Source organism: Roseateles sp. PN1 (genome assembly GCF_038419725.1).
Taxonomy (GTDB): Bacteria; Pseudomonadota; Gammaproteobacteria; order Burkholderiales; family Burkholderiaceae_C; genus Paucibacter_A.
The window spans coordinates 1-24,885 of sequence record NZ_JBCARA010000003.1 but is presented as its reverse complement, the minus strand read 5'-3'; the positions used below and the strand labels follow the sequence as shown (position 1 = coordinate 24,885).

Below are 24,885 nucleotides of genomic sequence, written 5' to 3'. Positions count from 1 at the left end.
CGGGTAATGGCGGATGGGGCCAAGCTGACCCTAGCCCTAGACTGATTTTTGACAGTTTGTCCCTAGCTCAACCTCGCTCAACACTTCAGGAGTGTCACTTCATGATCGCTAAAAATCTTCGCCGTCTGGGCTGCCTGGGTTTTGCCATTGCGGCGCTGCTGGGCGCCAATGCCCATGCGCAAGAAGAAGAAAAGGTCTTGAACGTTTACAACTGGTCGGACTACATCGCCGAAGAAACGCTCAAGAACTTCGAGAAGGAAACCGGCATCAAGGTGCGTTACGACATTTTCGACAATAACGAGATCGTGCACGCCAAGCTGGTGGCCGGCAAGACCGGTTACGACATCGTCGTGCCCTCGAGCTATTGGGCGAAGTTGCAGGCCGACGGCGGCCTGCTGCGCAAGATCGACAAATCGCTGATCCCGAATTACAAGAACCTCGACCCCGAGATGCAGGCCCAACTGGCCAAGCTCGATCCTGGCAATGAGTACATGGTGAACTGGCTCTGGGGCTTCACCACCGTGGGCATCAACGTCGACAAGGTCAAGGCCGCGCTGGGCAGCATGCCCATGCCGGAAAACGCCTGGGATCTGGTCTTCAAGCCAGAGTACATCTCCAAGCTCAAGAGCTGCGGCGTGAGCTTCCTGGACTCCGCCACCGAAGTGGTGCCGGCCGCCCTGCACTATCTGGGCAAACCCGCTTACAGCAAGAGCCTGTCGGACTACGCCGCTGTTCCCGCGCTGCTGAAGTCGATCCGCCCCTCGGTCACGCTGTTCAGCTCCTCGGGCTATATCAATGACATGGCCAATGGCTCGATCTGCCTGGCCCTGGGTTGGTCCGGCGACATCAACATCGCCCGCCAGCGCGCCATTGACGGCAAGACCGGCCAGAAGATCGAAGCGCTGATTCCGAAGACCGGCGGCATCATCTTCATGGACACCATGGTGATCCCGGCCGATGCCAGCCACCCCGGCAACGCGCACAAGTTCATCAACTACATCCTGCGCCCTGAAATCCACGCCAGCTTGACCAACAAGGTCTTCTACGCCAACCCCAACAAGGAGTCGAAGAAGTTCATCAAGCCCGAAGTGGTCAACAACCCCAGTGTGTTCCTGAGCGATGCAGACATGAAGCGCATGGCCGCGCCCGACGCGATCAATAACGACGTCCGCCGCCAGATGACTCGTATGTACACCTCGTTCAAGACTGGCCTGTAAGCAGCTGCTTCGGCGCGCATAAGAAAACCCTCGAGGAGGATCGATGAGCTCAAGCCCGGCCTATCTGCAAATTCAAAACGTGGTGAAGGACTTTGGGGGCGGCTCCATCGCCGTCAACAATGTGTCCATCGACATTGCCAAGGGCGAGATCTTCGCGCTCCTGGGCAGCTCAGGCTGTGGCAAGACCACCTTGCTGCGCATGCTGGGCGGCTTTGAAACGCCGACCAGCGGCCGCATCATCTTGAATGGGCAGGACTTGGCAGGCTTGCCGCCCTATGCCCGACCCATCAATATGATGTTCCAGAGCTATGCCTTGTTCCCGCACCTGACGGTGTGGGACAACATCGCTTTCGGCCTCAAGCGCGACGGCATGCCCAAGGACGAAATCGGGGCTCGTGTCGAAGCCATGCTCAAGCTGGTGCAACTGGGCAAATTCGCCAAGCGCAAGCCGCATCAGTTATCAGGAGGTCAGCAGCAACGCGTGGCCCTGGCGCGCAGCCTGGCCAAGAAGCCGCAACTGCTCTTGCTGGATGAACCCCTGGGCGCGCTGGACAAGAAGCTGCGCGAGGAAACCCAGATTGAGTTGGTCAATATCATCGAAGACGTGGGCGTGACCTGTGTGATGGTGACCCATGACCAGGAAGAGGCCATGACCATGGCCACCCGCATTGCGGTGATGAGTGAGGGCAGCATTCTGCAGGTCGGCGCCCCGGCCGACATTTACGAGACGCCCGCGACCCGCTTCGTGGCGGACTTCATCGGCAATGTCAACATCATGGAAGGCAGCTTGTCGAGCGACAACCCGGACCACGTCATCATTGACTGCGCCGACTGCCAGCACTACGTCGGCCACGGCATCACTGGTGTGGCGGGCATGGACGTCAGCGTCGCTTTGCGGCCCGAGAAGATCCGCCTCAGCACCGACAAGCCCGCCAACCCGCTGGGTGAGTTCAATCAAGTACAGGCCAAGGTCCGTGAGCTGTCCTACTTCGGCGCCTTCACGCTCTATCACCTGCAACTGCCCAGTGGCCAGATCATCAAGGTGAGCGAGAGCAATCTGGAACGCCACCGCAGCGATCCCCTGACCTGGGACCAGCAGGTTTGGGCCAGTTGGTCGCCGACCTCGCAAGTGGTGCTGACCCAATGAGCACGCCAACCCGCTCCCTCATACCTGCGCCGCTCGCACGGCTGCTGCGCGGGCGCAGCATCGTCATCGGCATTCCCTATGCCTGGCTCTTGATTTTCTTTGCCCTGCCTTTTTTGATCATCCTGAAGATCAGCGTTTCCGAGATGGAGACGGTTCACTTCAAGGACCTGACCCGTTACGTCGACGGTGTTTTCCACATCGCCATCAAGACCGCCAACTACCTCTTCATCACGCAGGATGATATGTATGTGCGGTCCTATCTGATCAGCCTCAAATACGCCGCCGCCACCACCCTGGGCTGCTTGTTCATCGGCTACCCCTTTTCCTACTTCATGGCACGAGCCAAGCCGAATCTGCAGCCCGGATTGCTGATGCTGGTGATGCTGCCTTTTTGGACCAGTTTTTTGCTGCGGGTCTATGCCTGGAAGGGCTTGCTGGGCGAGAACGGCTGGGTCGCCAACGCCATCGAAGCCCTGGGCCTTGATCACGTCTTGCTGGCCACCGGGCTGATTCCGGCACTCGGCAATCTGATGCATACGCCCTTCTCGCTGGTGGTGGGCATGGTCTACACCTATCTGCCCTTCATGATCCTGCCGCTTTACGCCAATCTGTCCAAGATGGATCTGCGCTTGCTGGAGGCCGCCAGTGATCTGGGCGCCACGCCCTGGACCGCTTTCTGGCGCGTCACCGTGCCGCTGTCCAAGGCGGGCATCATTGCCGGCTCCATGCTGGTCTTCATACCTTGCGTGGGCGAGTTCGTCATCCCTGAGCTGCTGGGCGGCCCGGAGACCTTGATGATCGGCCGCGTTTTGTGGGACGAGTTCTTCAGCAATAACGATTGGCCCATGGCTTCGAGCGTGGCCGTGGTGATGGTGCTGCTGATCCTGGTGCCGCTGGCGCTGTTCAACAAGTACCAGGCCGAAAGCCAGGAGACCCGATCATGAGCGCCGACATCAAAGGCACTGCCAAAAACAGCGGCAAGCGCGCCCTCTTCGGCCCCGCGTTCACGCGCGGCTTCGGCCGCGGCTGGCTGGGCCTTGGCTTCTTGTTCTTGTACCTGCCAATCTTTGCCCTGATCGTCTACTCCTTCAATGACTCGAAGATTCCATCGGTCTGGGGCGGCTTCACCGTGCGCTGGTACGGCGCCTTGCTCGATGACCGAGAGGTTTTGAACGGCCTGCGTTTGTCGCTAGAGATTGCCGGCCTGACGGCTTGCGCCTCAGTCATCCTGGGCACCTTCGCCGCCTTTGCCCTGGTCAAGTACAAGCGATTCACCGGCCGCACTTTGTTCAACGGCATGGTCAATGCACCGCTGGTAATGCCTGAGGTCATCATCGGCTTGTCCCTGCTGCTGATGCTGGTGTCCATGCAGCGCGCCACCGGTTTCCCCGAGCGCGGCGCCATGACCATCTGGTTGGGGCATTTGCTGCTGGGCATGGCCTATGCCACGGTGGTGATTCAAGCCCGCCTGACCGAGCTCAACCCACAGCTGGAAGAGGCCGCCATGGACCTGGGCGCCAAACCCATGCAGGTCTTTGCCCTGGTGACGCTACCAATGATCGCGCAGTCCATGCTTTCCGCCTGGCTGCTGACCTTCACCTTGTCGCTAGATGACGTGGTGCTCTCGGCCTTCCTGTCCGGCCCCGGCTCCACCACCCTGCCCTTGGTGATCTTCTCAAGAGCACGGCTTGGCGTCAGCCCCAGCATCAACGCGGTGGCCACCGTGATCATCGTGGTGGTCGCCATCGGTGTTGTGCTTGCCAGCTACTGGATCGCCCGCAAGGAGCGCCAACGCACACTCGAAATGATGGCCGCCCAGCGCAATCACGGCTGACGAGTCCGCGAATTCAACTCACCCGATACCCCAGTTCACTCATTCACCCAGTTTCAACCCTCAATGCGGAGAACCACCAGATGAAGAAGAAAGCATTTGCAGCCCTGCCTCTGGCCCTTAGCTTGGCCCTTGCCGCCGCCTACCCTGGCTCCGCCCTGGCGCAAAGCAATGAAGAGTTGTTGAAAGAGCTGCGCGCCCTGCGCGACCGTGTCGGCCAATTGGAAGACAAGCTCAAGGCGGCCGAGTCCAAGCCTGCAGCTACCGCGCCGCAATGGGGCATGACCCCTCAGCAGGTGCAAGACTTCAATCGCATCGCCGTCAAGACCGAAGCGCTCGAAGACGCCCAAGAAATGATGGGCATCAAGAACCTCAAGGTCTCCGGTTTCCTCGACCCGACCTTCATCTACAACCGCAACAACAATAGCGCCGGCTTTCAGCTCTTCAACAAAGACGCCTACAGCTACGACAACAGCTACTTCGGCATGGCCGCGCTGGACATCACCAAAGAAATGGAAGGCGGCACCAAGTGGCGCCTGACCCTGGCGCCGGAGCGCGGCGCGGGTGCATCCTTCAACACCGGCTCCATCGTCCATGAAGCCAGCGTCAATATTCCGCTGGGCGACCTGCAGACTCGCCTGTGGCTGGGCCAGATTCCCGATTGGACGGGCTATGAGATCACCTTGCCGACCGGCAACAAGCTGATCACCCACAACCTGCTGTTTGACTTCACCGCACCCACCGCCTACACCGGCGCCGTGATGGACCTGACCATCAACAAATGGTTGGTCAAGGTCGGCCTTGCTAACGTCAACAACGCACGCAAGTCCAGCGGCAACAAGACCCCGGCCCTGATCTACCGGGTGGACTACGCCAAGGGCGAGTTCCAGGGCTTTGGCTTCAGCGGCCTGCACGGCAAGGCTTACAACTACGCCGCCGATGCCGTTGATGCCAACGGCGACCTGCGCTTTGCCGGCGACAACGGCCGCGACACCCGCGTTGATCTGCTCGAACTTGACGCCTATTTCATCCGTGGCGACTGGACCCTGCAGGGTCAACTCAGCTGGGGCCAGCAGCGCAAGAGCGCCATCTTCAACGAAGACGGACAGATGCGCGATGCCACGTGGACCGGCGTGTCCGCCCTGGCCGCCTACAAATTCATGCCGCGCTGGGAAATGGTGGCGCGGGCCGACTACCTCAGCAATAGCAAGAACGGCGGCGGCTTGTTCGGCTACAGCAGCGACGACGGCCGCAACGGCCTGGGCCGCGGCTATGGCTTTGCCTGGGATGATGCCAACCCCGACCCGGACGTGGCCAGCAAGGGCGCCAACCGCTACGAGCTGAGCCTTGGCCTGAGCTACCTGTTCAACGCCAACACCACCTTCAAGTTCGAGTACCGCTTTGACGGCTCCGACCGCGCCGTCTTCATGGACCAGAACGGTGGCAACTGGCGCAAGAACAACCATCTGCTGGGCACCTCGATGGTGGTCAATTTCTAAGACGACAAGCGAATACAGAAGGAAGACCATGAGCGCCTCCCCCACTGCCATCGACTGGCATGCTCGCGCCCGTGCGCTGACGATCGACGGCCGGCCTTTCATCGGCGGCCGCCGCGTCGACAGTGTTGAGGGTCAGAGCTTTGACTGCATTTCCCCGATCGATGGCCGGGTGATTGGCAGCGTCGCGCGCGGCCAAGCAACCGACATCGACGCCGCCGTGCGTTCTGCCCGCGCAGCCTTTGAGGACGGGCGCTGGTCGCAACGCGCGCCAGCCGCCCGCAAGCGCGTCTTGCTCAACTTTGCGGAAAAAATTCTGGCCGCCAAGGAGGAGCTGGCCTTGCTGGAGACGCTGGACATGGGCAAGCCCATCCAGTATTCCCTGGGCGTTGACGTGGCATCCACGGCACGCTGCATCGCCTGGTATGCCGAAGCCGTGGACAAGATCTACGACGAAATTGCGCCCACCGGCCCGAACGCCCTGGCCCTGATTCAGCGCGAGCCCATGGGTGTGATCGGCGCCATCGTGCCCTGGAACTACCCGATGATCATGTCGGCCTGGAAGCTGGGCCCGGCCCTGGCCGCAGGCAATTCGGTGGTCTTGAAGCCGAGCGAAAAGTCACCGCTGACCGCGCTGCGCCTTGCCGAACTGGCGCTGGAGGCCGGCCTGCCCGAAGGCGTGTTCAACGTCGTGCCCGGCTTTGGCCACGAAGCCGGCGAGGCCCTGGCCTTGCACATGGACGTGGATGCGATTGGCTTCACCGGCTCGACTCGTGTCGGCCGCAAGATGCTGGACTACGCGGGCCGCAGCAATCTGAAACGGGTCTACAACGAGTTGGGCGGTAAGTCGGCCTTTTTGGTCTTCCCCGATTTCGACGATTTGAAGCGCGCCGCCGCCACCGTGGCCGGCAGCATGTTCTTCAACCAGGGCGAGAGCTGCAACGCGCCCTCACGCGTGCTGGTGCATGAAAGCATTGCGGACGAGTTCGTCGCCCTGCTCGCCGCCGAAGCCCCGCAATACCAAGCCGGCGATCCACTGAACGCCAAAACCGTCATGGGCGCCCTGGTGGACGAAGGCCAGCTGCGCACCGTGATGGGCTATATCGACAGCGGCCGCAACGAAGGCGCGCGCGTGGTGGCCGGCGCCGAACAAGCACGCATCGACACCGGCGGCTACTTTGTGCAACCCACCATTTTTGACGGTGTGACGCCGGAGATGAAGATTGCCCGCGAAGAGATCTTCGGCCCGGTGATGAGCGTGCTGCGCTTCAAAGACGAAGCCGAGGCCGTATCAATAGCCAACAACAGCCCCTACGGCTTGCAAGCCAGTGTGTGGAGCAGCCATATCGACCGCGCCCACCGCGTGGCCCGCGCCCTGCGCGCTGGTACCGTGCACGTCAACCAGTATGACGAAGACGATATGACCGTGCCCTTCGGTGGCTACAAGCAAAGCGGCAATGGGCGCGACAAGTCCCTGCATGCTTTCGACAAGTACACCGAGCTGAAGACGACCTGGTTGCGCATCAACAAGTAAGGCTGGCGATCAGTCGGGCGGGCGAGCGGCGCACTCCGCCGCCGCGCAACTATTCCCCGCCCCTATTTGTTCAGACCCCACCAGCCAGACTGCAGTGAGTCACGCAGTCTGCTGCTGGTGTTTTCTTTAAGCCAGGCTTGGTCATCTGTCGTCAAATGCAGCTGCTGCTTGGCCCGCTGCTTCAGATCAGGCAACGACTGTACGCAAGCACTGCAGGGCGTCAGCAAGGCATTGCCGTCGTCACCCACCGAGATGATTTTCTGTCCGTCCGGATGGAAGGCGGCCAAATTGATCTTGCCGCGGTGGCGCCCCAGCAAGGCGGCTTTCTCCTGGCCGGAGTTGGCATCCCAAACGCGGATGCTGCCATCGGCGCCAGCGGTCACCACAAATTGACCGTCCGGGCTGAAGTCCGCCGAGCTGACTGAGCTGCTGTGCCCGCCGGCCAGTTCACGCGAAGCCGGTGAATTGTCTGCCTGCAAATCACTCAAATCCCAAACACGCGCGGTTCGGTCAACGCTGGCGGTGACCAAGCGCTGGCTGTCGGGGCTGAAGTTGAGATCCCGCAGATCCCCTTGATGCCTGTCCAAGGTGGCCAACAATTGCGCCTTACCCGCAGCGCGCGACCACAGCATGACCCCATTGCCCGCCGCAGCGGCAATCATCTTGCCGTCAGGGCTCAGGGCCAGGTTGGTGCAAGCTGTCGCGCCGCAACTGACCTCCTGCAGCTTGGCTTCGACAGGCGCTTCGTCTGCACTCTCGGTCAGCACCTTGTTGGGCCACAGGCTGATCGCACCGCTTGGGTCCAGCAAGCCGAACTCAGGCCTTTTCGAGTCAAAGTAGGCGGTGACGCTGCGGCTCAGCCAGGCAGGGGTGTCGATCGCCGCGCCATCCTTGTCCAGGTCAAGCAGCCACAGTTTGCGATCGGCATAGAGGTTGTATTCCTGGGAGTACACCATCGCCAATTTGCCATCGGCCGAGAAGCGCGCGGCATAGGTGGTGTGGCTGGTATTGAGCGAAGTCCGCGCGCCCGCATCACCGGGCTTGGTCGCGTGCACTTGGAAGTGTTCCGAAGCGACGGCGTTGTCCGCTGAAGTTGCAATCGCTGTTTGGGCTGCGCTGCCGGACAAAGGCCTGAACGCGCAGGCGTATTGATCCCCGGCACCTGCGCTATCTGCACGACTACCCGATTCGCCGCAAATCATCAACAAACGATCCGCCCCCATTTCCAGACTACCCGCGGGCGACAGCGCAAACACACTCTGCGGCCGCTTGCTGGCCAAGAGCAAGGTGGGAGGCTTGAGCCGCCAGATGCGCAAAGTGCCGTCAAGGCTGCTGGTGATGACGCGGCGCACTTCATGCCTATCTGTCCTTTCCGCCCCGCCCTGCCCATCCGGCTTGCCCTGCTCATGCAGCATGGCATGGCTGATCGAGCTGGTGTGGCCACGCAAGGTGGTCAGTGGCACGATGGATCGGCTGGACCAAAGCCGTGCCGTGCCATCTGCACTGGCAGAAACCAGCAATTCGCCGTCAAGGTCCGACGCGTCTAACAAAGTGACCCAGTCATCGTGGCGGCGCTCCTCGTGTTGCTTTTCATTGCTCCACAAATTGACCCGCCAGTCCGACACCGTGAGCAGCAGATTCTTGTCGTCGGCCCGGTCCAGGAACTGCACCTGGCTGACGCTGCGCTCATGCTTCATATGGTGGGCCGCACCTGGCCCCATCAGCTTGCCGGCCCGCAAATCCAGGGGCCAGACGCGCGCAAAGCCATCGTCGCCCGCAGAGGCCAACAAGCCCGGCCGCGACTTGCTGAAGCTCAGGTCATTGATGGCCGCGCCATGGCGCAGCAGACCGACCGTGCCAGGCCTGGCGTCATCACCATGAATCCAGGCCTGCTCGCTGCCCGGCCCGTGCCGCCACAGTTGCACCTGGCCGACACTATCGCCTGCGGCCAGCAACTCGCCATCGGGCGAATAGGCCAGCGCCGTGATGGGGGAGCTGCGAATCGGGCTGAGCAAGCCTTGCTGCTGGGGCACGCTGCCCGGCGCACCCAAGGTCCAGCGTGTCAGCTGAGCAGACCAATCGCCCCCCACGCAACTGGCCGCCATCTCCGCTTTGACGGGGTTGAGCGCCACCACCCAGCTGACCGCATCGCTGGCGCAGAACTGCTGGGCATTCGGTCGGCCATCGGCCTCCAGCAAACGCAACAGGCCCTTGCTGCTCAGCACCAGCACGCGCCCGTCATCCAACAACCAGGCCTTGGCCAGCTTATCGAACTGTTCGGGCAGTTTGAACTTGAGCGCGCCCAGTTGCTCGGCTCGCAGCACATCGGAGCCGGCTTGCTCTGCCGAGGCCATCAGCCGCTGGTCATCAAGAATCCAAACCGTGTTCGCGCTGGCAACCAGCAGGCGCTTGCGATCCGGGCTGTAGCGGGTCTCAATCACCGGCGCATCGAAATCGACAATCTGCTCGGCCCTGGCCAACTCCAGCGCCGCCATGGCGCGCCGAAATGCGAACTCGGCGCGCTCGTTGTTGCCATCCTTCTCCAGGGCCGCCAAGGCCAGCGCGGCGCTGCGGGCTGGATCCTGGACGATTTGCAAAATAGCTTTGGCACCCCATTCACGCGATAGCGCCTGGCCGTGCAGGACCTGGCCATACAAGGCGGCCAGCACAGACACGCCTGTCACCAGCGCCGCCAAGCCGCGCAAACCCCACAGCATGTGCTTGGACTGGCGCCGCGCCTTCTCTTGTACAGCTGCGCTCTTGTCCAAAAAGCTCTGCACAAGATGGAAAGCGGCACTGGCTTCTTCATCGGTGCCACCCAGGCACAGCTTGACCCAAGCTGCATTGGGATGGTTGCGCTGCTGCCAGTCGCGGGCGCGCTCCAGGCTGCGGCCATGCCACAGCTCACCATTGGACTGCGCATGCGCCCGGGCATCACCCACCAGGCGCAGCAAGGTGGCCTTGGCCTCGGCTTCTGCCACCACCCAGGCCCGCAGGCGCTGCCACTGCCGAATCAAGCTCTCATGCGAGATGTCGATGATGGCGTGCCTGTCCAGCGCCTGGCTGCCGCCCGGCACCAGAAAGGCAGTATCGCTTTGCCGGTAGCGTTCCACCACCGCCAGCACCTCGGCCTCACCGGCCGGCCCGCGTTTGCAGATGGCGCACAGCTGACCCAGCTCGATGGGGCGGCGCACTTCGGTGCCTTCGGCCATGCGCTCGGTCAGGGCACGAAACACCCGCTCGACCGCACCGCCGGGCTCGCCCAGCGGCCCCAGGCTCAGCCGCGCTTCATCAGCGTGGCGCGACAGGGCATCCACCGCTGCTCCGATCTTTTCGTAGTCGTCCAGATCGATGGGACGGCTGCCCTGGCAAGCTTGGGCCCAATGCCGCCAGGTGCGCGACAAAGCGTGCTGCATCACCGGCAGGTCGTCAAAGTCCGAGCTCACATCGTTGAGCAGGCGTTGCACCAGGCGCGGCGCAATCTGCGCGCCACGCCATTCGATCGGCTTGACGATGGCATCTTTGCGCTGCTGCCGCGTCAGCCGCGGCACCAAATAGCCACCGGCACTGACCGCCTCGGGCAAGCCGGGGAAATCGGCGCAGCCGCCCAAGGTGTCGGAGCGCATGGTCAAGACCACGCGGATGCGCGAGGCGGGGTCAGCCGCCGCCTGCAAAAGCAGTTTCACAAAAGCGCTGGCCTCCTCGGTATTGGCCATGCGCTTGAATCGAAACAGCTCCTCGAACTGATCCACCACCACCAGCAAACGCACGCCCGGAGGCAGATGCGATCGGCGCACCAGCTCCACCAGCGCCATGCCGCCCATGCGCAGCTGGCCGCAGATGGAGGCCACGCGGCGCGCGGCGGGGCTCAGCTCCTCGGGCTCAGCGCTATCAGCCGATGCGGCTGCGGCAGCAGCGGGTTCGGGCGTCGCCGCTTCAGCCGCTGGCAAACATTCGGCCAGCACGGCAGCTAGATTTTGCAAGGGCTGAATGCCAGGCCGCATCACCACCGCCCGCCACTCAGCCTCATCATCCTGCTCGTGGCGGCGCTTGAGTTCGTTCAGCAAGCCGGCCTTCACCAGGGATGACTTGCCGCAGCCCGAGGCCCCCGACACCGCCACCAGCGGCACCTGGCTCAGACGCAGCAGCAAGGCCTCGATCTGGCTTTCGCGCCCAAAAAATCGATCTGCTTCGTTAGGCTCGAACGAGCGCAGGCCCGGAAAGGGATTGGCCGCCAGCAGCGCCTCCAAGTTGGCCGTCATTGCCGGGTCCGCCCCAGTGTTTGCGCCTGGGCCAAGAAGGCGGCCAGCCCATCCTCACCCGCCGCCTGCGCCCGCAAGACCGTGGCCTTGCTGCTAACGAAGGCTGCTTTCTCCGCGCTGGGCGCGCCGCAGATATAAACCGCCAGCCGGTTCTTGCTGCACAGGCGCTCAAGATCGGGCAGGTCCAGCATGTCGTAGACCCATTCCTCCTCTTGCTGGCCCCAGAAGATCAAAGCCTGCTCACAGCCGGCCAAGGTGCGTTGCAAGCGCTCGGCGTCCTTGGCCTTGCTGCCGCTGAACTTGATCGGGCGCGGCTCGGCACCCATTTGATCAACCAAGCGGCCCTTCAACTCACCCAGCGCCGCCACATCGCCCTCCTCCACCAACAAGGCCAACTCCAAGGGTTTGCTTGGCGCCGCGGCAATCGGCTTGGGCAGCATGTCCAGCATCTGCGTTTTCAGCTCCTCGAGGCTGCCTCGCAAATAGTCGACACCTTCGTTAGCAAGCTCTTGCTCGATGAACTTGAGCAAGTCCTGCTTGCTCGGATCGGTGTCTGAGCCGGTACCGCTGCCCGTTCCCGAACCAGCCTGAATCCAGACCAAGGGTGCTGGCATGCCGCGTTGCCGCATGCGGGCATGGGCGCGTTCGAGTTGCAGGCGGTCGCGCTGGGCGGTCAATGGCTCAATGGACGCGCTGCGGGCGACCAAATGAATGCTCAGCAAGGCCTTGTCCAGATCGGCATCCATGCGCGCGGCGCAGTCATCCGCATTCCACAAATACTCGGTTTCCGGCACGACCAAGTAGCCGCGCTGGCGCAAATCGGCGCGCAGGCGCTCGCGCTCCTGCAGCAGTTCCGGCCCCACGCGGGCGATGAACACCGTGCCCAGGGCCTGCTTTTTTTGCCGCCCCAGCAATTCCTCCAGCGCCACGCTGAGGTCTTGCACCATCCGGCTCATGCGCTCCCAGTAGTCGTCTTTGTCGCGGTTGGGGTCCAGTTCGCGCCAGGCTTGCGCGTCTTGCTTGAAAAATTCGTAATGGCCGATCTCACGCAATTCGGCCGGCAATTCATCCGGGCTGCGACTGGGGTGCTTGAAGATGGGCACCAGCTTGCAACGCTCGGCGCCGCCAGCAGCTTTCAAGCGGCCCAGAAAGCGATCGAGTTCCTTGCGACATTCATCGCTGTCGAAATAGGTGCGGGAGATCAGTGCCAGAAAAATACCGGTCGACTCCAGCGCCGCCGCAATCTCGGGCCGCCAGTAATCGCCGGCGCGCAACTCGGCCGTGTCACGCCAGATCGCCACCTCGCCCACGCGGTCGCGCAGCTCCGAGCGCAAATGGTTGCAAAAGCTGTCCACCCAGCGATCGGGCGAATCATTCGCCGCGCGGCGATAGCTGATGAAGAGATCGTTTTGGTATTGCGGCAGAAAACTCATGCGCTCACCCCCGTGCAGGGAGCGACGCCCAAGCTCGCGACACTACTTGCGGCTGGCCCTGCTGAGCGCGAGTATCACCCTTGGGCCCAGCATTTCAAGCCCAAGTGTGAACAGTGGCGGTGATGCGACGACGCCCCTCCACATGCTTGGGGATTGGCGCCACCGGCGGCGCGTTTACTGCCCGCCCGCCTCCACCGGCAGGCCCTCGGCACGCCAGCGCAACATGCCGCCGCTCAAATTGGCCACCAGGCCGAAACCCGCCTTGCGCAAAAGCACGGTGGCCTGGGCCGAACGGGCGCCCGAGCGGCACACCGCCACCACCGGCCGGCTGGCGTCGAGTTCTGTCGCGCGCTGGGCCAACTCGGACAGCGGCAGCAAACGCGCGCCGCGCAAATGGCCCAGCACATCGCTGAACTCCGGCGCTTCACGCACATCCACAATCTGGATGCTGGCGCCGTCACTGGCGGCCAGGCGTTCATACAAGGCATTGGCCTGAATCTCCCAGATGCCGCTGAAGTTGCAGGTGAGCGGCGCCCAGGTCATCTCGTCCGGGGTCAGGTCTTGCGCCTGCGGTTGACCGCAGCGCAAATTGGCCGGCACGGCGATGTCCATCAGCTTGGGGTGAGGCAGGCCCAGGTGGTTCATATAACCGGCGAAGTCGGCCTCGTTGATGTCGCCGCCCAGGCGGGGGTTGAAGCGCCGCTCTTCCTCCACACTGGTCACCGTCAAACCCCGGTAGTCATGGCCGGGGTACAGCAAGCAACTCGCAGGCAGGCTCAGCAATTGCTCGCGCACCGAGCGGTACAACTGGCTGGGGCTGCCTTGCTGGAAATCGGTGCGGCCGCAGCCGCGGATCAACAAGCTGTCGCCTGTGAAGGCCTTGCTTTGATCGTCCAGCACATAGCTCAGGCAGCCGCTGGTGTGGCCCGGTGTGGCCCGCACTTCGACAAAACGCTGGCCGAAAGTGACGCGGTCCCCATGCCGCAGCGCCCGGTCCACATTGGCAGCACCCGCTTGCTCGGCCTGCAGGATCTGGCTGCCGCAGGCTTGTTTGAGCAGCCAGGCGCCGGTCACATGATCGGCATGCACATGGGTGTCCAGGCTGGCCACCAGGCGCAGGCCCAGTTCACGCAACAAGGCGATATCTCGGCGTTCGTTCTCAAACACGGGATCAATGATCAAGGCCTCGCCCGAGATCGAATCGCCCAGCACATAGGTGTAGGTGGACGATGTGGGGTCAAACAATTGGCGAAAGATCAACATCTGCGCTACTCCTGATTCCGAGCCGAGAAAAAATCAACCAAGCCCATGCCCAGCAGCATGGCGGGTACAAAGATCCAAGCCTCAGGCAAACCGCTGCTCAAGGCCACCAAGGCCGGGCCCGGGCAAAAGCCGGCAACACCCCAGCCAACACCAAACAAAACGCCGCCGCCGATCAAGCGCCAGTCAATGCGCCGGTCCTGCGGAATTTCGATGCGATCACCGCTCCAGGAGCGCTCACGCCGCTTGGCGCGCGCAAAGGCCAGCAGGCCAATGGCAATCGCCCCGCCCATCACCAAGGCCAGGCTCGGGTCCCAAGCGCCGAACAAATCCAAAAAGCCCTTGACCTTGGCCGGATCGGTCATGCCGCTGAGCAGCAGGCCAAGGCCAAACAAAAGTCCACTCAATAAAGCCAAAACGAATCGCATCACGCCTGCCCTCTCACCCAACATGCCGCAGCACCAGCACGGTCACAAAACCCGCGCCCATGAAGCACAGCACATTGACCAGCGAGCGCAGGGACAAGCGGCTCAGCCCGCAAACACCATGGCCGCTGGTGCAGCCATTGGATAGGCGCACGCCAACACCCACCGCCAGTCCAGCGAAGACCAAGCCCCAGGTTCCCACATCCACCTGCGCGCTTGGCAATGGCGCAGCCAAGCGCCACAGCCAGGGGGCCAGCAGCAGCCCCAACAAAAAGGCCAAGCGTGTCAGCTCAGGCCGCCAGTCGCTGCGGGTGAACAAGGCCCGAATTGGGCTGGCCACGATGCCGGAAATGCCGGCGATGCGCCCATTGCCGAGCAAAAACAAGGCGCTGGCAAGGCCGATCAGCAGACCGCCGGCCAGGGCAGTCCAGGGGGTGAAAGATGTCCAGGCGATGCTCATGAGGGAAAAAGGAAGCTCAAGGCTTGTTGAAGAGTTCGAAAAAGTTGAAGTGGCGCTGCGCCAGCGGCGCGGCCCGGGGCGGCGATCTGTCAGTTTAGCCTTCAGGCCAGCGCCGAATGGCGCAAAACAAGCCTGCGCTAGCCCGGGCTTTGGCCGCACAAGGCATGATGCCGGCCATGACTCGTAGTCCAAACCTTCACACCCCCTGGGCCGCCTACGCCTGCCTGGCCCTCAGCACCAGCTTGGTCGGCAGCTATGTCGGCTTGTCTAAGCTCTTGGTAGCCGTGTTCCCCGTGTTCTTGCTGGCTTGGCTGCGCTTTGGCATGGCGGCGGTGTTGATGGCGGCATGGCTCAAGCCAGCCAGTGGCGAAGCGGCGCTGGACCGGCGAAGCAAGGTTTTGCTGTTCTGGGAGTCCTTCATCGGCAACTTCCTGTTTTCGATCTGTCTGCTGTTCGGGCTGCAGCACAGCTCAGCCGTGGTGGCCGGGGTGATTTTGGCGGCCATCCCAGCGGCGGTGGCCTTGCTGAGCCGAATATTGCTGGGTGAGCGCATTGCTGCTCGCGTCGGCTGGGGCATTGCCCTGGGCGTGGCCGGCATCGCCTTGGTGGCGCTGGAGCGCGGCCAGAGCGGCGGACAGCTCACTCCGCAAGCCAACGCGCCAACATCAGCGCTGGGCGCCCTGCTGTTGATCGGCGCGGTATTCTGCGAAGCGGCTTATGTGGTGATCGGCAAAAAGCTCACCGCCCAGGTCTCGCCCAAACGCATCAGCGCGCTGATCAACCTGTGGGGCCTGGTGCTGGTGACACCGCTGGGCCTGTGGCAGGCGCTGAGCTTTGATTTCAGCCTGCCCAGCCTGACCATCTGGGGCTTGCTACTGTTCTACGCAGGAGCCGCCAGCATGGTGACGGTGTGGCTGTGGATGACGGGCTTGCGCCAAGTGCCGGCCGCCAAGGCGGGCGTGTTCATGGTCTTCCTGCCGGTGGCGACCGGCTTGGTGGGCCTGGCACTCGGTGAGCGCTTGAGCCCCGTACAAGCCCTGGCCTACGCGATGGCGCTTGCCGGTGTTCTGCTGGCGACAGCACCGTCCCGGCGTGCATGAGAAACTTGCACTTCAAACCAATTCCAGGCAAGACCTGACCCTCATTCACCCGCACCCATGAGTTCTGTTCCAACGCCCACCCATCTGCGTAGCCACCAATTTGCGGGCCTCAAAGCCGGCCCTCGCCTGCTGGTCAGCGCCGCCGTGCACGGCAATGAAGTCTGCGGCGTGCAGGCGATTGAGGCCGTGATGGCCGAACTTGACAGTGGCCGCCTGACGCTGCTGCGCGGCACACTCACCCTGGTACCCATCGTCAACCCGCTGGCGCATGCCCTGGGTCGGCGCGAAGGTGAGCGCAATCTGAACCGCAATTTGCGCCCGCCCGTGATCGCCCAAGATTTTGAGGACCGCATCGCCGCGCGCCTATGCCCCTTGCTCGCCAGCCACGATGTGCTGCTGGACCTGCATTCCTTCCAAGGCCAGGGCCAGCCCTTTGTGATGCTGGGCCCGCGCGACAACCAAGGCGAGTTGGAGCCCTTTGCCTGGGCTGCCCAAGAAGCAGCCATGGCCGCCTGCCTGGGGCCGGCGCGCATTGTGGAGGGCTGGTTGTCCACCTATGCGCTGGGTCTGCAACGGCGTGCCGCCAAAGGCAGCGACGGCTCGCGCGCCCAGGCCCAGGTGCAAGACCCGCATTACGGCGTTGGCACGACCGAGTACATGCGCTCGCAAGGCGGCTATGGCCTCACCCTGGAATGCGGCCAGCACCAAGATCCCGGCGCGCCTGAAGTGGCCCGCCTGGCGATTCTGCGCACCTTGGTTTTGCTGGGCATGATTGATCCAGCGGCAGTTGAACCCCACCGGCCGGCCAGCGCGCCCGAGTTGCTGCAGCTCTACGAAGTCATCGACCGGGAACATGCCGATGACAGCTTCGAGCGCGAATGGGCCAGCTTTGATGCCGTGGAACAAGGCCAGCGCATCGGCACCCGCCACGACGGCAGCCCGGTGCTGGCGCCAGCGGCGGGCCGCATTGTTTTCCCCAATAACAAGGCCCAGCCAGGCCAGGAATGGTTCTACCTGGCGCGGCCCAGTGAGCGCAAATTATGAAAATCGATTTTGTCTCTGATGTTTCTTGCCCCTGGTGCGCCATCGGCCTGAAGTCCCTCGAACAGGCCCTGGCTCGCGTGCCCGAGCTGCAGGTGGACTTGCACTTCCAGCCCTTCGAGCTGAACCCGCAAATGGCGCCGGAAGGCGAAGAGATCAACGCCCATCTGGCGCGTAAATACGGCGCGTCGCCAGAGCAGATGGCGCAAACCCGCGAGATGATTCGCGAGCGCGGCGCGGCCCTGGGATTTACCTTCACCAAGGGCGCACGCGACCGCATCTACAACACCTTCGACGCCCACCGCCTGCTGCACTGGGCTGGCATCACAGGCGGCGAGGCGCAAAAAACCCTCAAGCACGCCTTGCTGAAGGCCTACTTCACCGAAGGCAAGAACCCGGGCGACACGGCCGTGCTGCTGGAGGCCGCCACGGCCGCCGGGCTCGACGCGACCGAGGCCGGCGAGGTGCTGTCATCGGGCCGCTACGCCGATGAAGTGCGCCAGGCCGAGGCCTTCTGGCAAAGCCAGGGCATCAACTCGGTGCCGGCCATCATCATCAACGAACGCCATCTGATCTCGGGCGGACAGACGCCCGAGGTGTTCGAACAGGCTTTGCGTCAAATCGCGCAGCAAATGCCCTGAACGGCATTGCCGCCAGACTTCTGCAAGTCTGGCGCTCTACACTCGGGCAACAAGAAATCCCAACCCCGAGACGACAGAAAAAGCGATGAGCGACTGGGCACAGCATGGCGAGTTCACCTTGCACTGGCAGGGTGATGTTTTGATGGCCAATTACAGCAGCACGTGGAACGAAGAAGCCGCCCGCCAACTGCACAAAAAAGCCAAGCTACTTTGGCAGATGCGTGATGGCCGCCCCTGGGGCCTGCTCAGCGACGGCAGGCAATGGGAAGGCGGCACGCCCGAGGCCCTGGAATTGTGGTGGGGCTTCTTCGAAGACGGCGTGCGCCACGGCCTGCGGGCCGCGACCGATATCCTGCCCACCAGTTTTCACGCACTGATGGTGCGCGCCCTCAAAGAGCGCGCCGAGCGCTTGGCCCTCTATCAGCGCAGCGACAGCATAGAAGAAGGCTTGCGCTGGTTGAGCGCCCAAGGATTCAACAGCGACTGATGCGCTGGCTTGCCAACAAATTCAATCCGGCCAAGGGGCCGCTAGGGAGGCGACTGAAATGAACGACACCCATGCCCAAATCTTGCAGCAATGGCAGGAAGAAGAGGCCGCCATCCGGGCCAAGCTGCAGCAAGCCGTGGGCGTTGCCCGCCTGGATCAGGTTCGCGACCTGAGCGGGCTGGAGGCCATGCAAGCCATGCTGGACGGCGAGCTACCGCCGCCGCCCATCGCCGAAACGCTGGACTTCATGCTGATATCGGTCGCACCTGGCGAGGCCGTCTTTCAGGGCCGCCCGCTGCGGCGCCACTACAACCCGCTGGGCACCGTGCACGGCGGCTGGTTTGCCACCTTGCTGGACTCGGCTCTGGGATGCGCGGTGCACACCACCATGCCGGTGGGTCGCTCCTACACCACGCTGGAATTCAAGGTGAATCTGGTGCGCGCTTTGACCGAGCGGGTGCCGCTGGTGCGCGCCATCGGCAAGGTGGTGCATTCAGGCCGCCAGGTCGCCACGGCTGAAGCCAGCTTGGTCGGCCATGACGGGCGCTTGTACGCCCACGCCAGCACCACCTGCCTGGTGTTCGAGATGCCGGACCAGACCTGAGCCGGCGCCGGTCTTGCGGCCGGCACTCGGTATTTAGCCGCGCGGAATCGCCGCGGCCTCGGCCGCCAGGCGGGTGATGCGGGCCCAATCGCCCGAATCAATCGCGTCTTGCGGCGTCAACCAAGAGCCGCCGCACACCTTGACGTTGGCCAGCTTCAGAAACTGCGGCGCCGTTTCCAGCGTGATGCCGCCGGTGGGGCAAAAAGCCACATCCGGGAACGGGCCGCCCAAGGCCTTGAGCAGATTGATGCCACCCACCGCCACGGCCGGGAAGAGCTTGAGGAAGTTGTAGCCCGCAGCATTGGCCTGCATCACTTCGCTGGCCGTGGACACGCCGGGCAGCAAAGGCAAGTCCAACTCATGGCAGGCCGCGCCGATGGCGTCGGTGTAACCGGGGCTGACGCCGAATTGGCAGCCGGCGTCACGCGCCGCTTTCACATCCGCAACCGAACGCAAGGTGCCGGCGCCAACAATGGCCTCGGGCACCGCACGCGCCATCGCTTCCATGGCCTGCAAAGCCACCGGCGTGCGCAGCGTCACTTCCAGCACACGCACGCCACCGGCCACCAGGGCTTGGGCCAGCGGCACCGCGTCTTCCAGGCGCTGAATGACGATGACGGGAATGACGGGGCCGTAATTGGCCAGGCTGAGGGTATTGATGCTCATGTTTGTTCTTGTCTAGTGAATGGGTTTCAGGCGCGGTGATGCGAACTCGCTTAGAGCCAGCTGACCGCACCCTCTTCGGCCGTGCGCACATTGCGGCGCATGCCGGCAAACAAATCCCGGCCCAGGCCATGGCCGTTTTCCAGCACTTGCTCGGGCGTGATCCGCGCGTGTTCACGGGCGGCCCACTCTTGCGCCGTCACCAGGGCCTGCAAGTCGCCCGAAACGGCGTCCATGCGCACGATGTCGCCATCACGCAGCTTGCCCAGCGGCCCACCGGCCAAGGCCTCGGGGCTGACATGAATGGCAGCGGGCACCTTGCCCGAGGCGCCACTCATGCGGCCATCGGTCACCAAAGCGACCTTGAAGCCGCGGCCTTGCAGCACGGCCAGCGGCGGGGTCAGCTTGTGCAACTCAGGCATGCCATTGGCCTGCGGGCCTTGGAAGCGCACAACCACGATCACATCACGCTCCAGCTCACCGGCGTTGAACGCCGCCAGCATGGCTTCTTGGGTGGTGAAGATGCGGGCCGGGGCTTCGATGATGTGGCGGTCATCCGGCACGGCCGAGACCTTGATGACAGCGCGCCCCAGATTGCCATCCAGCAGCTTGAGGCCACCGGTGGCGCTGAAAGGCGCATCGGCGCGGCGCACCACGGAATCGTCACCACTGGCCGGGGCCAGGTCTTGCCAGGCCACTTGGCCATCGGCCAAATGCGGCACACGGGCAAAGGGGCGCAGCGAATCGCCGGCCACGCTCAGCACATCCTCATGCATCAGGCCGCTGTTCAGCAGTTCACGGATCACAAAGCCCGGGCCGCCGGCCGCTTGGAACTGGTTCACATCGGCAGCGCCATTCGGATAGACGCGGGACAGCAAGGGCACCACACCGGACAACTCAGAGAAATCGCTCCAGTCGATCAAGATGCCGGCCGAGCGCGCCACCGCCACCCAGTGAATCAGGTGATTGGTGGAGCCGCCGGTCGCCAGCAAGGCCACCATGGCGTTCACGATGCAACGCTCATCCACCAGGCGGCCGATGGGGGTGTAACGCGCCCTGGCCGTGATCGCCAAGGCGTTGCGCACGGCCTCACGCGTCAGCGCTTCGCGCAGCGGGTCGTGCGGGTGAACAAAAGCGGCACCCGGCACATGCAAGCCCATGGCTTCGAGCAGCATCTGATTGCTATTGGCCGTGCCGTAGAAGGTGCAGGTGCCCGCGCCGTGATAAGCCGCCGATTCGGCCTTGAGCAATTCCTCGCGGCCGACCTTGCCTTGGGCATAAAGCTCGCGCACCTTGGCTTTTTCGTTGTTCGGCAAGCCGCTGCTCATCGGCCCGGCCGGCACGAACACGCAGGGCAAATGGCCGAAGTGCAAGGCGCCGATCAAGAGGCCCGGCACGATCTTGTCGCAAATGCCCAGCAGCAGCGCCGCGTCGAAGACATCGTGGCTGAGGCCGATGGCCGCGCTCATCGCAATGTTGTCGCGCGAGAACAAGCTCAGCTCCATACCCGGCAGGCCTTGGGTGACGCCGTCACACATGGCGGGCACGCCGCCGGCCACTTGCACGGTGGCGCCTTGCTTGTGCGCCTCGTCGCGGATCAGCGCCGGGTAGGCTTCATAGGGCTGATGGGCCGACAACATATCGTTGTAGGCGGTGACGATGGCCAGATGCGGCCCCTTCTCGGCCACGATGCGGAACTTGTCATTGGCCGGCATCGCCGCCACCGCATGGGCCACATTGGCGCAACCCATGCGCTCCACGCCGCGCTTGCGCCCCGCCATGCGGTCAATCTGCTGCAAATACTCTGCACGCGTCGAGGCGCTGCGCTGGCGAATGCGATCGGTGACGGCAAGCAGGGTCTTGTTCATACGCAGGGCCGTGTAACTCGGCTTAGTGAAAATTAGTAACCATATTACAAGATTCACCCCACCTCCGGGTTACATCAGAGGTACGAACCTGGGTAATTCGGGCGCAGCACGCACCGCCCAAGACGCCGGCAAGCTCAAATCTTGCCACTCGCTTGCGGCGAAGGGGACCACAGGCGTGCGAGGATCGCGGCTTGCATTTTCTAGCCACCGCCCTGCGGATTGCACCCAAAAGCCCCCACGCCTGCCCCGCCCATGTTCAGCAAACCGCTCAGCGCCAACGCCAATCTCAAGCCACCAACCCTTGCCCCGGGGCTGCGCCGGCTGATTGAGATTGGCGCACTACTCGGGCTTTTGCATCTGGGTCTGCACGCCGGCACGGCGCTGGCCATCGAGTTGCCCAAAGGCCTTGTGCCGGAAACGGTGCGCACGCAAATCAACAGCATTGGGGCGCCGGCTGCGAGCAGCGGCAAGCCTGCCAGTTCAGCGGCCCCATCGGGCACCGACTGGGCGGCTCGATTGGACGCCGCGCGAGCCCAGCACCAACAACTGCAGCTGAAAAGCAGCGACAGCGAACCCTTGCTGCCTGAGCGCACCTTGGCCGCCGCACGCCGCTTGATGCTGCTGTCCGCTCAGCTGCAGACCAGCATGGAGCCGAGCGCCAATGCCAACGCCGCAAGCGGGCCTGCAGCCGCCTCGCGCACACCACTGCCAGGTCTGCCGCCCTACAGCATGATCGACGTCGATGCGCTGCGTGATCAGCTCGATGCCCTGCTGACTCGCCAATCGGCGCTGAAGCTGCAAGGCAAGGCGCTGGACGCCGAGGTGGCCGCCGCAGTGGAAGCGCGCAACAACGCCGATGCCACTTTGCGCCGGCGCAAAGACCAAGCCGCTCAACTCCGCCTCGGCGACGGGCAGAAGAATGCCGCGGCACAGCTGGAACTGAGTCAGATTCAAGCCGAAGTGGCCGACCTGGAGTTGCTGCAGGCCGATCAAACCCGCAGCAAGGCGCGCGATGCCTTGGAGAACCTGTCGCAGCCCATCGCATGGCTGCAAGCCGAAGTGGACCGCGTCAGTCCGCATCAGGAACTCTCTGACACCGAATTGCGCCGCTTGACCAAAGAGTTCGCCAAGGACAAAGACCGCGCGACGGCCGAGCGCATCAAGCTCGAAGCCCAGATGGGGCGACTGCAAAGCGCCGAGCTTCCTAGCTCGGGCGCCGAGAGCCTTCGTCTGGAGCTTGAAGCCATGCGCATGGCGCTGAGCGGTTTGCGGGAACTGGAGTCCCTGGCCCGGGAGAAGACCCGTCTTTGGCAAACCCGCCAAGCCGCCTGGGCAGCAGGCGATAGTCCCGAAAAGAAGCAAGCTGCAGCCGCAAGCCTCACGCGGGGCGAGGAATTGGTGCTGGGGCGGCTGCAAGGTGCGACCAAGCAAGGCGACTTCGTGCGCGCCGAGTTGCGCAGCCAGGAGGCGCGGGTGCAGGACATGCCTCTTGATGACATTCACCGGGCGGAACAGCAGCGCATCTTGACGGCCTTGCAGACCCAGCTGAGTGTGCAGGAGCGCTTGATTGCGGAGCTCAATCGCGCCCATCTCTTGTTGACCCGCAGCCGCGCCGATATGGGCCTGGGCCTGCAGCCCGACGATGCCAGAAGCTGGCTCAGGCAGTTGGCCAGTTGGTCGGCCAGTTTTGCCGCAACCCTCTGGAACTACGAGCTCTTCAGCGCCACCGAGAACACCCAGATCGACGGCAATATCGTCACCGTCGACTACGGCGTGACCGTGGGAAAGAGCCTGGGCATCCTGATCATGCTGGGCGCGGGCTACGGCCTCTCGCGCTGGTTGTCTAGCGTGCTGATCAATCAGATGGCGCGGCGCCTGCACCTCTCGGCGGCCCTGGCGCGCGTGCTGCGGCGCTGGTTGAACACCATCTTGCTGCTGGTCGTCTTGATGATCGTGCTGAAGCTGGCACGCATCCCGATTACCGCCTTTGCCTTCCTGGGTGGCGCCTTGGCAATTGGCGTTGGCTTTGGCGCGCAAAACGTCATCAAGAACCTGATCAGCGGCATCATCATCTTGTTCGAGCGCAAGATCCGGGTCGGCGATATTGTCTCGGTCGGCGGCATCTCGGGCACGGTACAAACCGTAGATTTGCGCGCCACCACCTTGCGCGGCTTTGACGGCATTGATGCCATCGTGCCCAACTCCACCCTGCTTGAAAATCAGGTCAGCAACTGGAACGGCAGCAGCCCGGACATTCGCCGCGTGATTCTGGTCGGCGTGGCCTATGGCTCCGATGTGCGCCGGGCCACGCAATTGATCACCGACTGCGCCGCCAATCACCCCAGCGTTTTACAAGACCCACCGCCCGAGGTTTTCTTCGATGACTTCGCTGCCGATGCGCTGAGCCTGCGTCTGCAGTTTTGGTTCCGCCTCAACGGCCCGCGCAGCGGCGCAGGTGTCGACAGCGATTTGCGCTTTGCCATCAACGACGCCTTGGCTGCCGCCGGCATTTCGATCGCCTTCCCGCAGCGCGATGTGCATCTGGACCTGGTCGGCCCGATCAAAGTGGCGCTCGAAACAGCACCCAGCAACGACCAGCCAGCGACACCACGCTGACCTCCCGTTCTTTCAACCGCAAGGAATGTTCATGAACAAACGACTTTTCTTCTCTGCGCTTGGGCTCTCCGTCCTGAGCCTGGCCGCCACGCCCGCCTGGGCGGATCAGTACCAGAACACCATCAAAGCCTTTGCCAAGGCCGAGCAGAGCGGCAAGATCGCTGAGACGGCCTATGGCTATGCGGTCTTCCCGACCATCGGCAAGGCTGGCTTTGGCATCGGCGGCGCCTACGGCCAAGGCCGTGTCTACGAAAAGGGCAAGCACATCGGCAACACCTCGATGACTCAGCTCAGCGTGGGCTTCCAACTCGGCGGCCAAGGCTTCAGCCAGATCATTTACTTCGAAGACCAGGCGGCCTTGAAGACCTTCACCAAGGGTGAGTTCGAATTCGGCGCCGAGGCCTCTGCCGTGGCCATCACCGCAGGCGCGGGCGCCAAGACCAGCACCACCGGCTCATCGGCACAGATCAGCGGCGACCGCGAGAACGCCAAATCGGTCGGCGCTTACAACCACGGCATGGCCATCTTCACCCTGCCTCAGGGCGGGCTGATGTATGAAGCCACCGTCAGTGGGCAGAAGTTCAGCTACAAGAAGAAGTGAGGACGGAACAGCTCGGCTTCTCACAAGCCGAGCTGTTCGATCAAGGCCTAGAACGGGCGTGTTCGCCCGTTCCACTCACACGCTTCACTGACGCGATTTACTCACCCAGATAAGCCGCCCTTACCTTCGGGTCATTGAGCAAGCTCATGCCCTCCCCGCTCATGGTGACTTCGCCGGACTCCATCACATAGCCGCGGTT

General features: G+C 63.2%; 20 protein-coding genes and 1 pseudogene. 13 read left to right on the top strand and 8 right to left on the bottom strand.

The window, feature by feature from the left end:
• Window positions 1–101: 101 nt before the first annotated feature.
• From AABB87_RS05170 to AABB87_RS05145, 6 genes are all read left to right on the top strand, one after another.
• Window positions 102–1,217: a polyamine ABC transporter substrate-binding protein gene (locus tag AABB87_RS05170; RefSeq protein WP_341970296.1), complete on the top strand. Its 1,116-nt coding sequence runs from the start codon at window positions 102–104 to the stop codon at window positions 1,215–1,217.
• 43 nt (window positions 1,218–1,260) lie between these two features.
• Window positions 1,261–2,364 carry an ABC transporter ATP-binding protein gene (locus AABB87_RS05165; RefSeq protein WP_341970295.1) on the top strand — a complete coding sequence of 368 codons (1,104 nt, stop codon included), beginning with the start codon at window positions 1,261–1,263 and terminating at the stop codon, window positions 2,362–2,364.
• On the top strand, window positions 2,361–3,308 hold the full coding sequence (locus tag AABB87_RS05160; RefSeq protein WP_341970294.1) for an ABC transporter permease subunit: 948 nt from the start codon (window positions 2,361–2,363) through the stop codon (window positions 3,306–3,308). Before AABB87_RS05165 ends, AABB87_RS05160 begins: the two co-directional genes overlap by 4 nt.
• Complete coding sequence (locus tag AABB87_RS05155; RefSeq protein WP_341970293.1) at window positions 3,305–4,198, top strand: ABC transporter permease subunit; 894 nt, start codon at window positions 3,305–3,307, stop codon at window positions 4,196–4,198. Before AABB87_RS05160 ends, AABB87_RS05155 begins: the two co-directional genes overlap by 4 nt.
• An 80-nt stretch (window positions 4,199–4,278) precedes the next feature.
• Entirely contained in the window at window positions 4,279–5,694 is a 1,416-nt protein-coding gene (locus AABB87_RS05150) for a DUF3138 family protein (RefSeq protein WP_341970292.1), read from the top strand.
• A 28-nt stretch (window positions 5,695–5,722) separates the two neighbouring features.
• Window positions 5,723–7,225: an aldehyde dehydrogenase gene (locus AABB87_RS05145; protein WP_341970291.1), complete on the top strand. Its 1,503-nt coding sequence runs from the start codon at window positions 5,723–5,725 to the stop codon at window positions 7,223–7,225.
• A gap of 62 nt (window positions 7,226–7,287) precedes the next feature.
• Here AABB87_RS05145 and AABB87_RS05140 read toward each other — a convergent pair whose 3' ends face one another.
• From AABB87_RS05140 to AABB87_RS05120, 5 genes are all read right to left on the bottom strand, one after another.
• Window positions 7,288–11,487, bottom strand: a complete 4,200-nt coding sequence (locus tag AABB87_RS05140) for an NACHT and WD repeat domain-containing protein (protein ID WP_341970290.1) — start codon at window positions 11,485–11,487, stop codon at window positions 7,288–7,290.
• On the bottom strand, window positions 11,484–12,920 hold the full coding sequence (locus tag AABB87_RS05135; protein WP_341970289.1) for a toll/interleukin-1 receptor domain-containing protein: 1,437 nt from the start codon (window positions 12,918–12,920) through the stop codon (window positions 11,484–11,486). Before AABB87_RS05135 ends, AABB87_RS05140 begins: the two co-directional genes overlap by 4 nt.
• Before the next feature lie 174 nt (window positions 12,921–13,094).
• On the bottom strand, window positions 13,095–14,180 hold the full coding sequence (locus AABB87_RS05130) for an MBL fold metallo-hydrolase (protein WP_341970610.1): 1,086 nt from the start codon (window positions 14,178–14,180) through the stop codon (window positions 13,095–13,097).
• 8 nt (window positions 14,181–14,188) lie between these two features.
• Window positions 14,189–14,608 carry a DUF6691 family protein gene (locus AABB87_RS05125; protein ID WP_341970288.1) on the bottom strand — a complete coding sequence of 140 codons (420 nt, stop codon included), beginning with the start codon at window positions 14,606–14,608 and terminating at the stop codon, window positions 14,189–14,191.
• 13 nt (window positions 14,609–14,621) lie between these two features.
• Complete coding sequence (locus AABB87_RS05120; protein ID WP_341970287.1) at window positions 14,622–15,065, bottom strand: YeeE/YedE family protein; 444 nt, start codon at window positions 15,063–15,065, stop codon at window positions 14,622–14,624.
• A 176-nt stretch (window positions 15,066–15,241) separates the two neighbouring features.
• Here AABB87_RS05120 and AABB87_RS05115 point away from each other — a divergent pair, with 176 nt between their 5' ends.
• The 5 genes from AABB87_RS05115 to AABB87_RS05095 all read left to right on the top strand — a co-directional run bounded on the left by AABB87_RS05115 (window position 15,242) and on the right by AABB87_RS05095 (window position 18,938).
• Window positions 15,242–16,165, top strand: a complete 924-nt coding sequence (locus AABB87_RS05115; RefSeq protein WP_341970286.1) for a DMT family transporter — start codon at window positions 15,242–15,244, stop codon at window positions 16,163–16,165.
• 57 nt (window positions 16,166–16,222) lie between these two features.
• Entirely contained in the window at window positions 16,223–17,209 is a 987-nt protein-coding gene (locus AABB87_RS05110) for a succinylglutamate desuccinylase/aspartoacylase domain-containing protein (protein ID WP_341970285.1), read from the top strand.
• The gene (locus tag AABB87_RS05105) at window positions 17,206–17,847 is read left to right on the top strand and encodes a DsbA family oxidoreductase (RefSeq protein ID WP_341970284.1); all 642 of its coding nucleotides are present in this window, start codon (window positions 17,206–17,208) and stop codon (window positions 17,845–17,847) included. The genes AABB87_RS05110 and AABB87_RS05105 overlap by 4 nt, the downstream gene beginning before the upstream one ends.
• An 85-nt stretch (window positions 17,848–17,932) precedes the next feature.
• Window positions 17,933–18,334 carry a hypothetical protein gene (locus AABB87_RS05100; protein WP_341970283.1) on the top strand — a complete coding sequence of 134 codons (402 nt, stop codon included), beginning with the start codon at window positions 17,933–17,935 and terminating at the stop codon, window positions 18,332–18,334.
• Window positions 18,335–18,392: 58 nt separating this feature from the next.
• Window positions 18,393–18,938, top strand: coding sequence for a PaaI family thioesterase (locus tag AABB87_RS05095; protein WP_341970282.1), 546 nt, complete (start codon window positions 18,393–18,395; stop codon window positions 18,936–18,938).
• A 33-nt stretch (window positions 18,939–18,971) separates the two neighbouring features.
• Here the strand turns inward: AABB87_RS05095 and AABB87_RS05090 are convergent, their stop codons facing one another.
• A complete protein-coding gene (locus AABB87_RS05090; RefSeq protein WP_341970281.1) occupies window positions 18,972–19,604 on the bottom strand; it encodes a bifunctional 4-hydroxy-2-oxoglutarate aldolase/2-dehydro-3-deoxy-phosphogluconate aldolase in 633 nt (210 codons plus the stop codon).
• A gap of 50 nt (window positions 19,605–19,654) precedes the next feature.
• Window positions 19,655–21,469, bottom strand: a complete 1,815-nt coding sequence (gene edd / locus AABB87_RS05085) for a phosphogluconate dehydratase (protein ID WP_341970280.1) — start codon at window positions 21,467–21,469, stop codon at window positions 19,655–19,657.
• Window positions 21,470–21,721: 252 nt separating this feature from the next.
• Here edd and AABB87_RS05080 point away from each other — a divergent pair, with 252 nt between their 5' ends.
• A complete protein-coding gene (locus tag AABB87_RS05080) occupies window positions 21,722–24,085 on the top strand; it encodes a mechanosensitive ion channel domain-containing protein (RefSeq protein ID WP_341970279.1) in 2,364 nt (787 codons plus the stop codon).
• Between the two features lie 31 nt (window positions 24,086–24,116).
• Entirely contained in the window at window positions 24,117–24,686 is a 570-nt protein-coding gene (locus tag AABB87_RS05075; RefSeq protein WP_341970278.1) for a lipid-binding SYLF domain-containing protein, read from the top strand.
• Between the two features lie 97 nt (window positions 24,687–24,783).
• Here AABB87_RS05075 and AABB87_RS05070 read toward each other — a convergent pair.
• Window positions 24,784–24,885, bottom strand: a pseudogene (locus tag AABB87_RS05070) (ABC transporter ATP-binding protein); the annotation flags it as partial.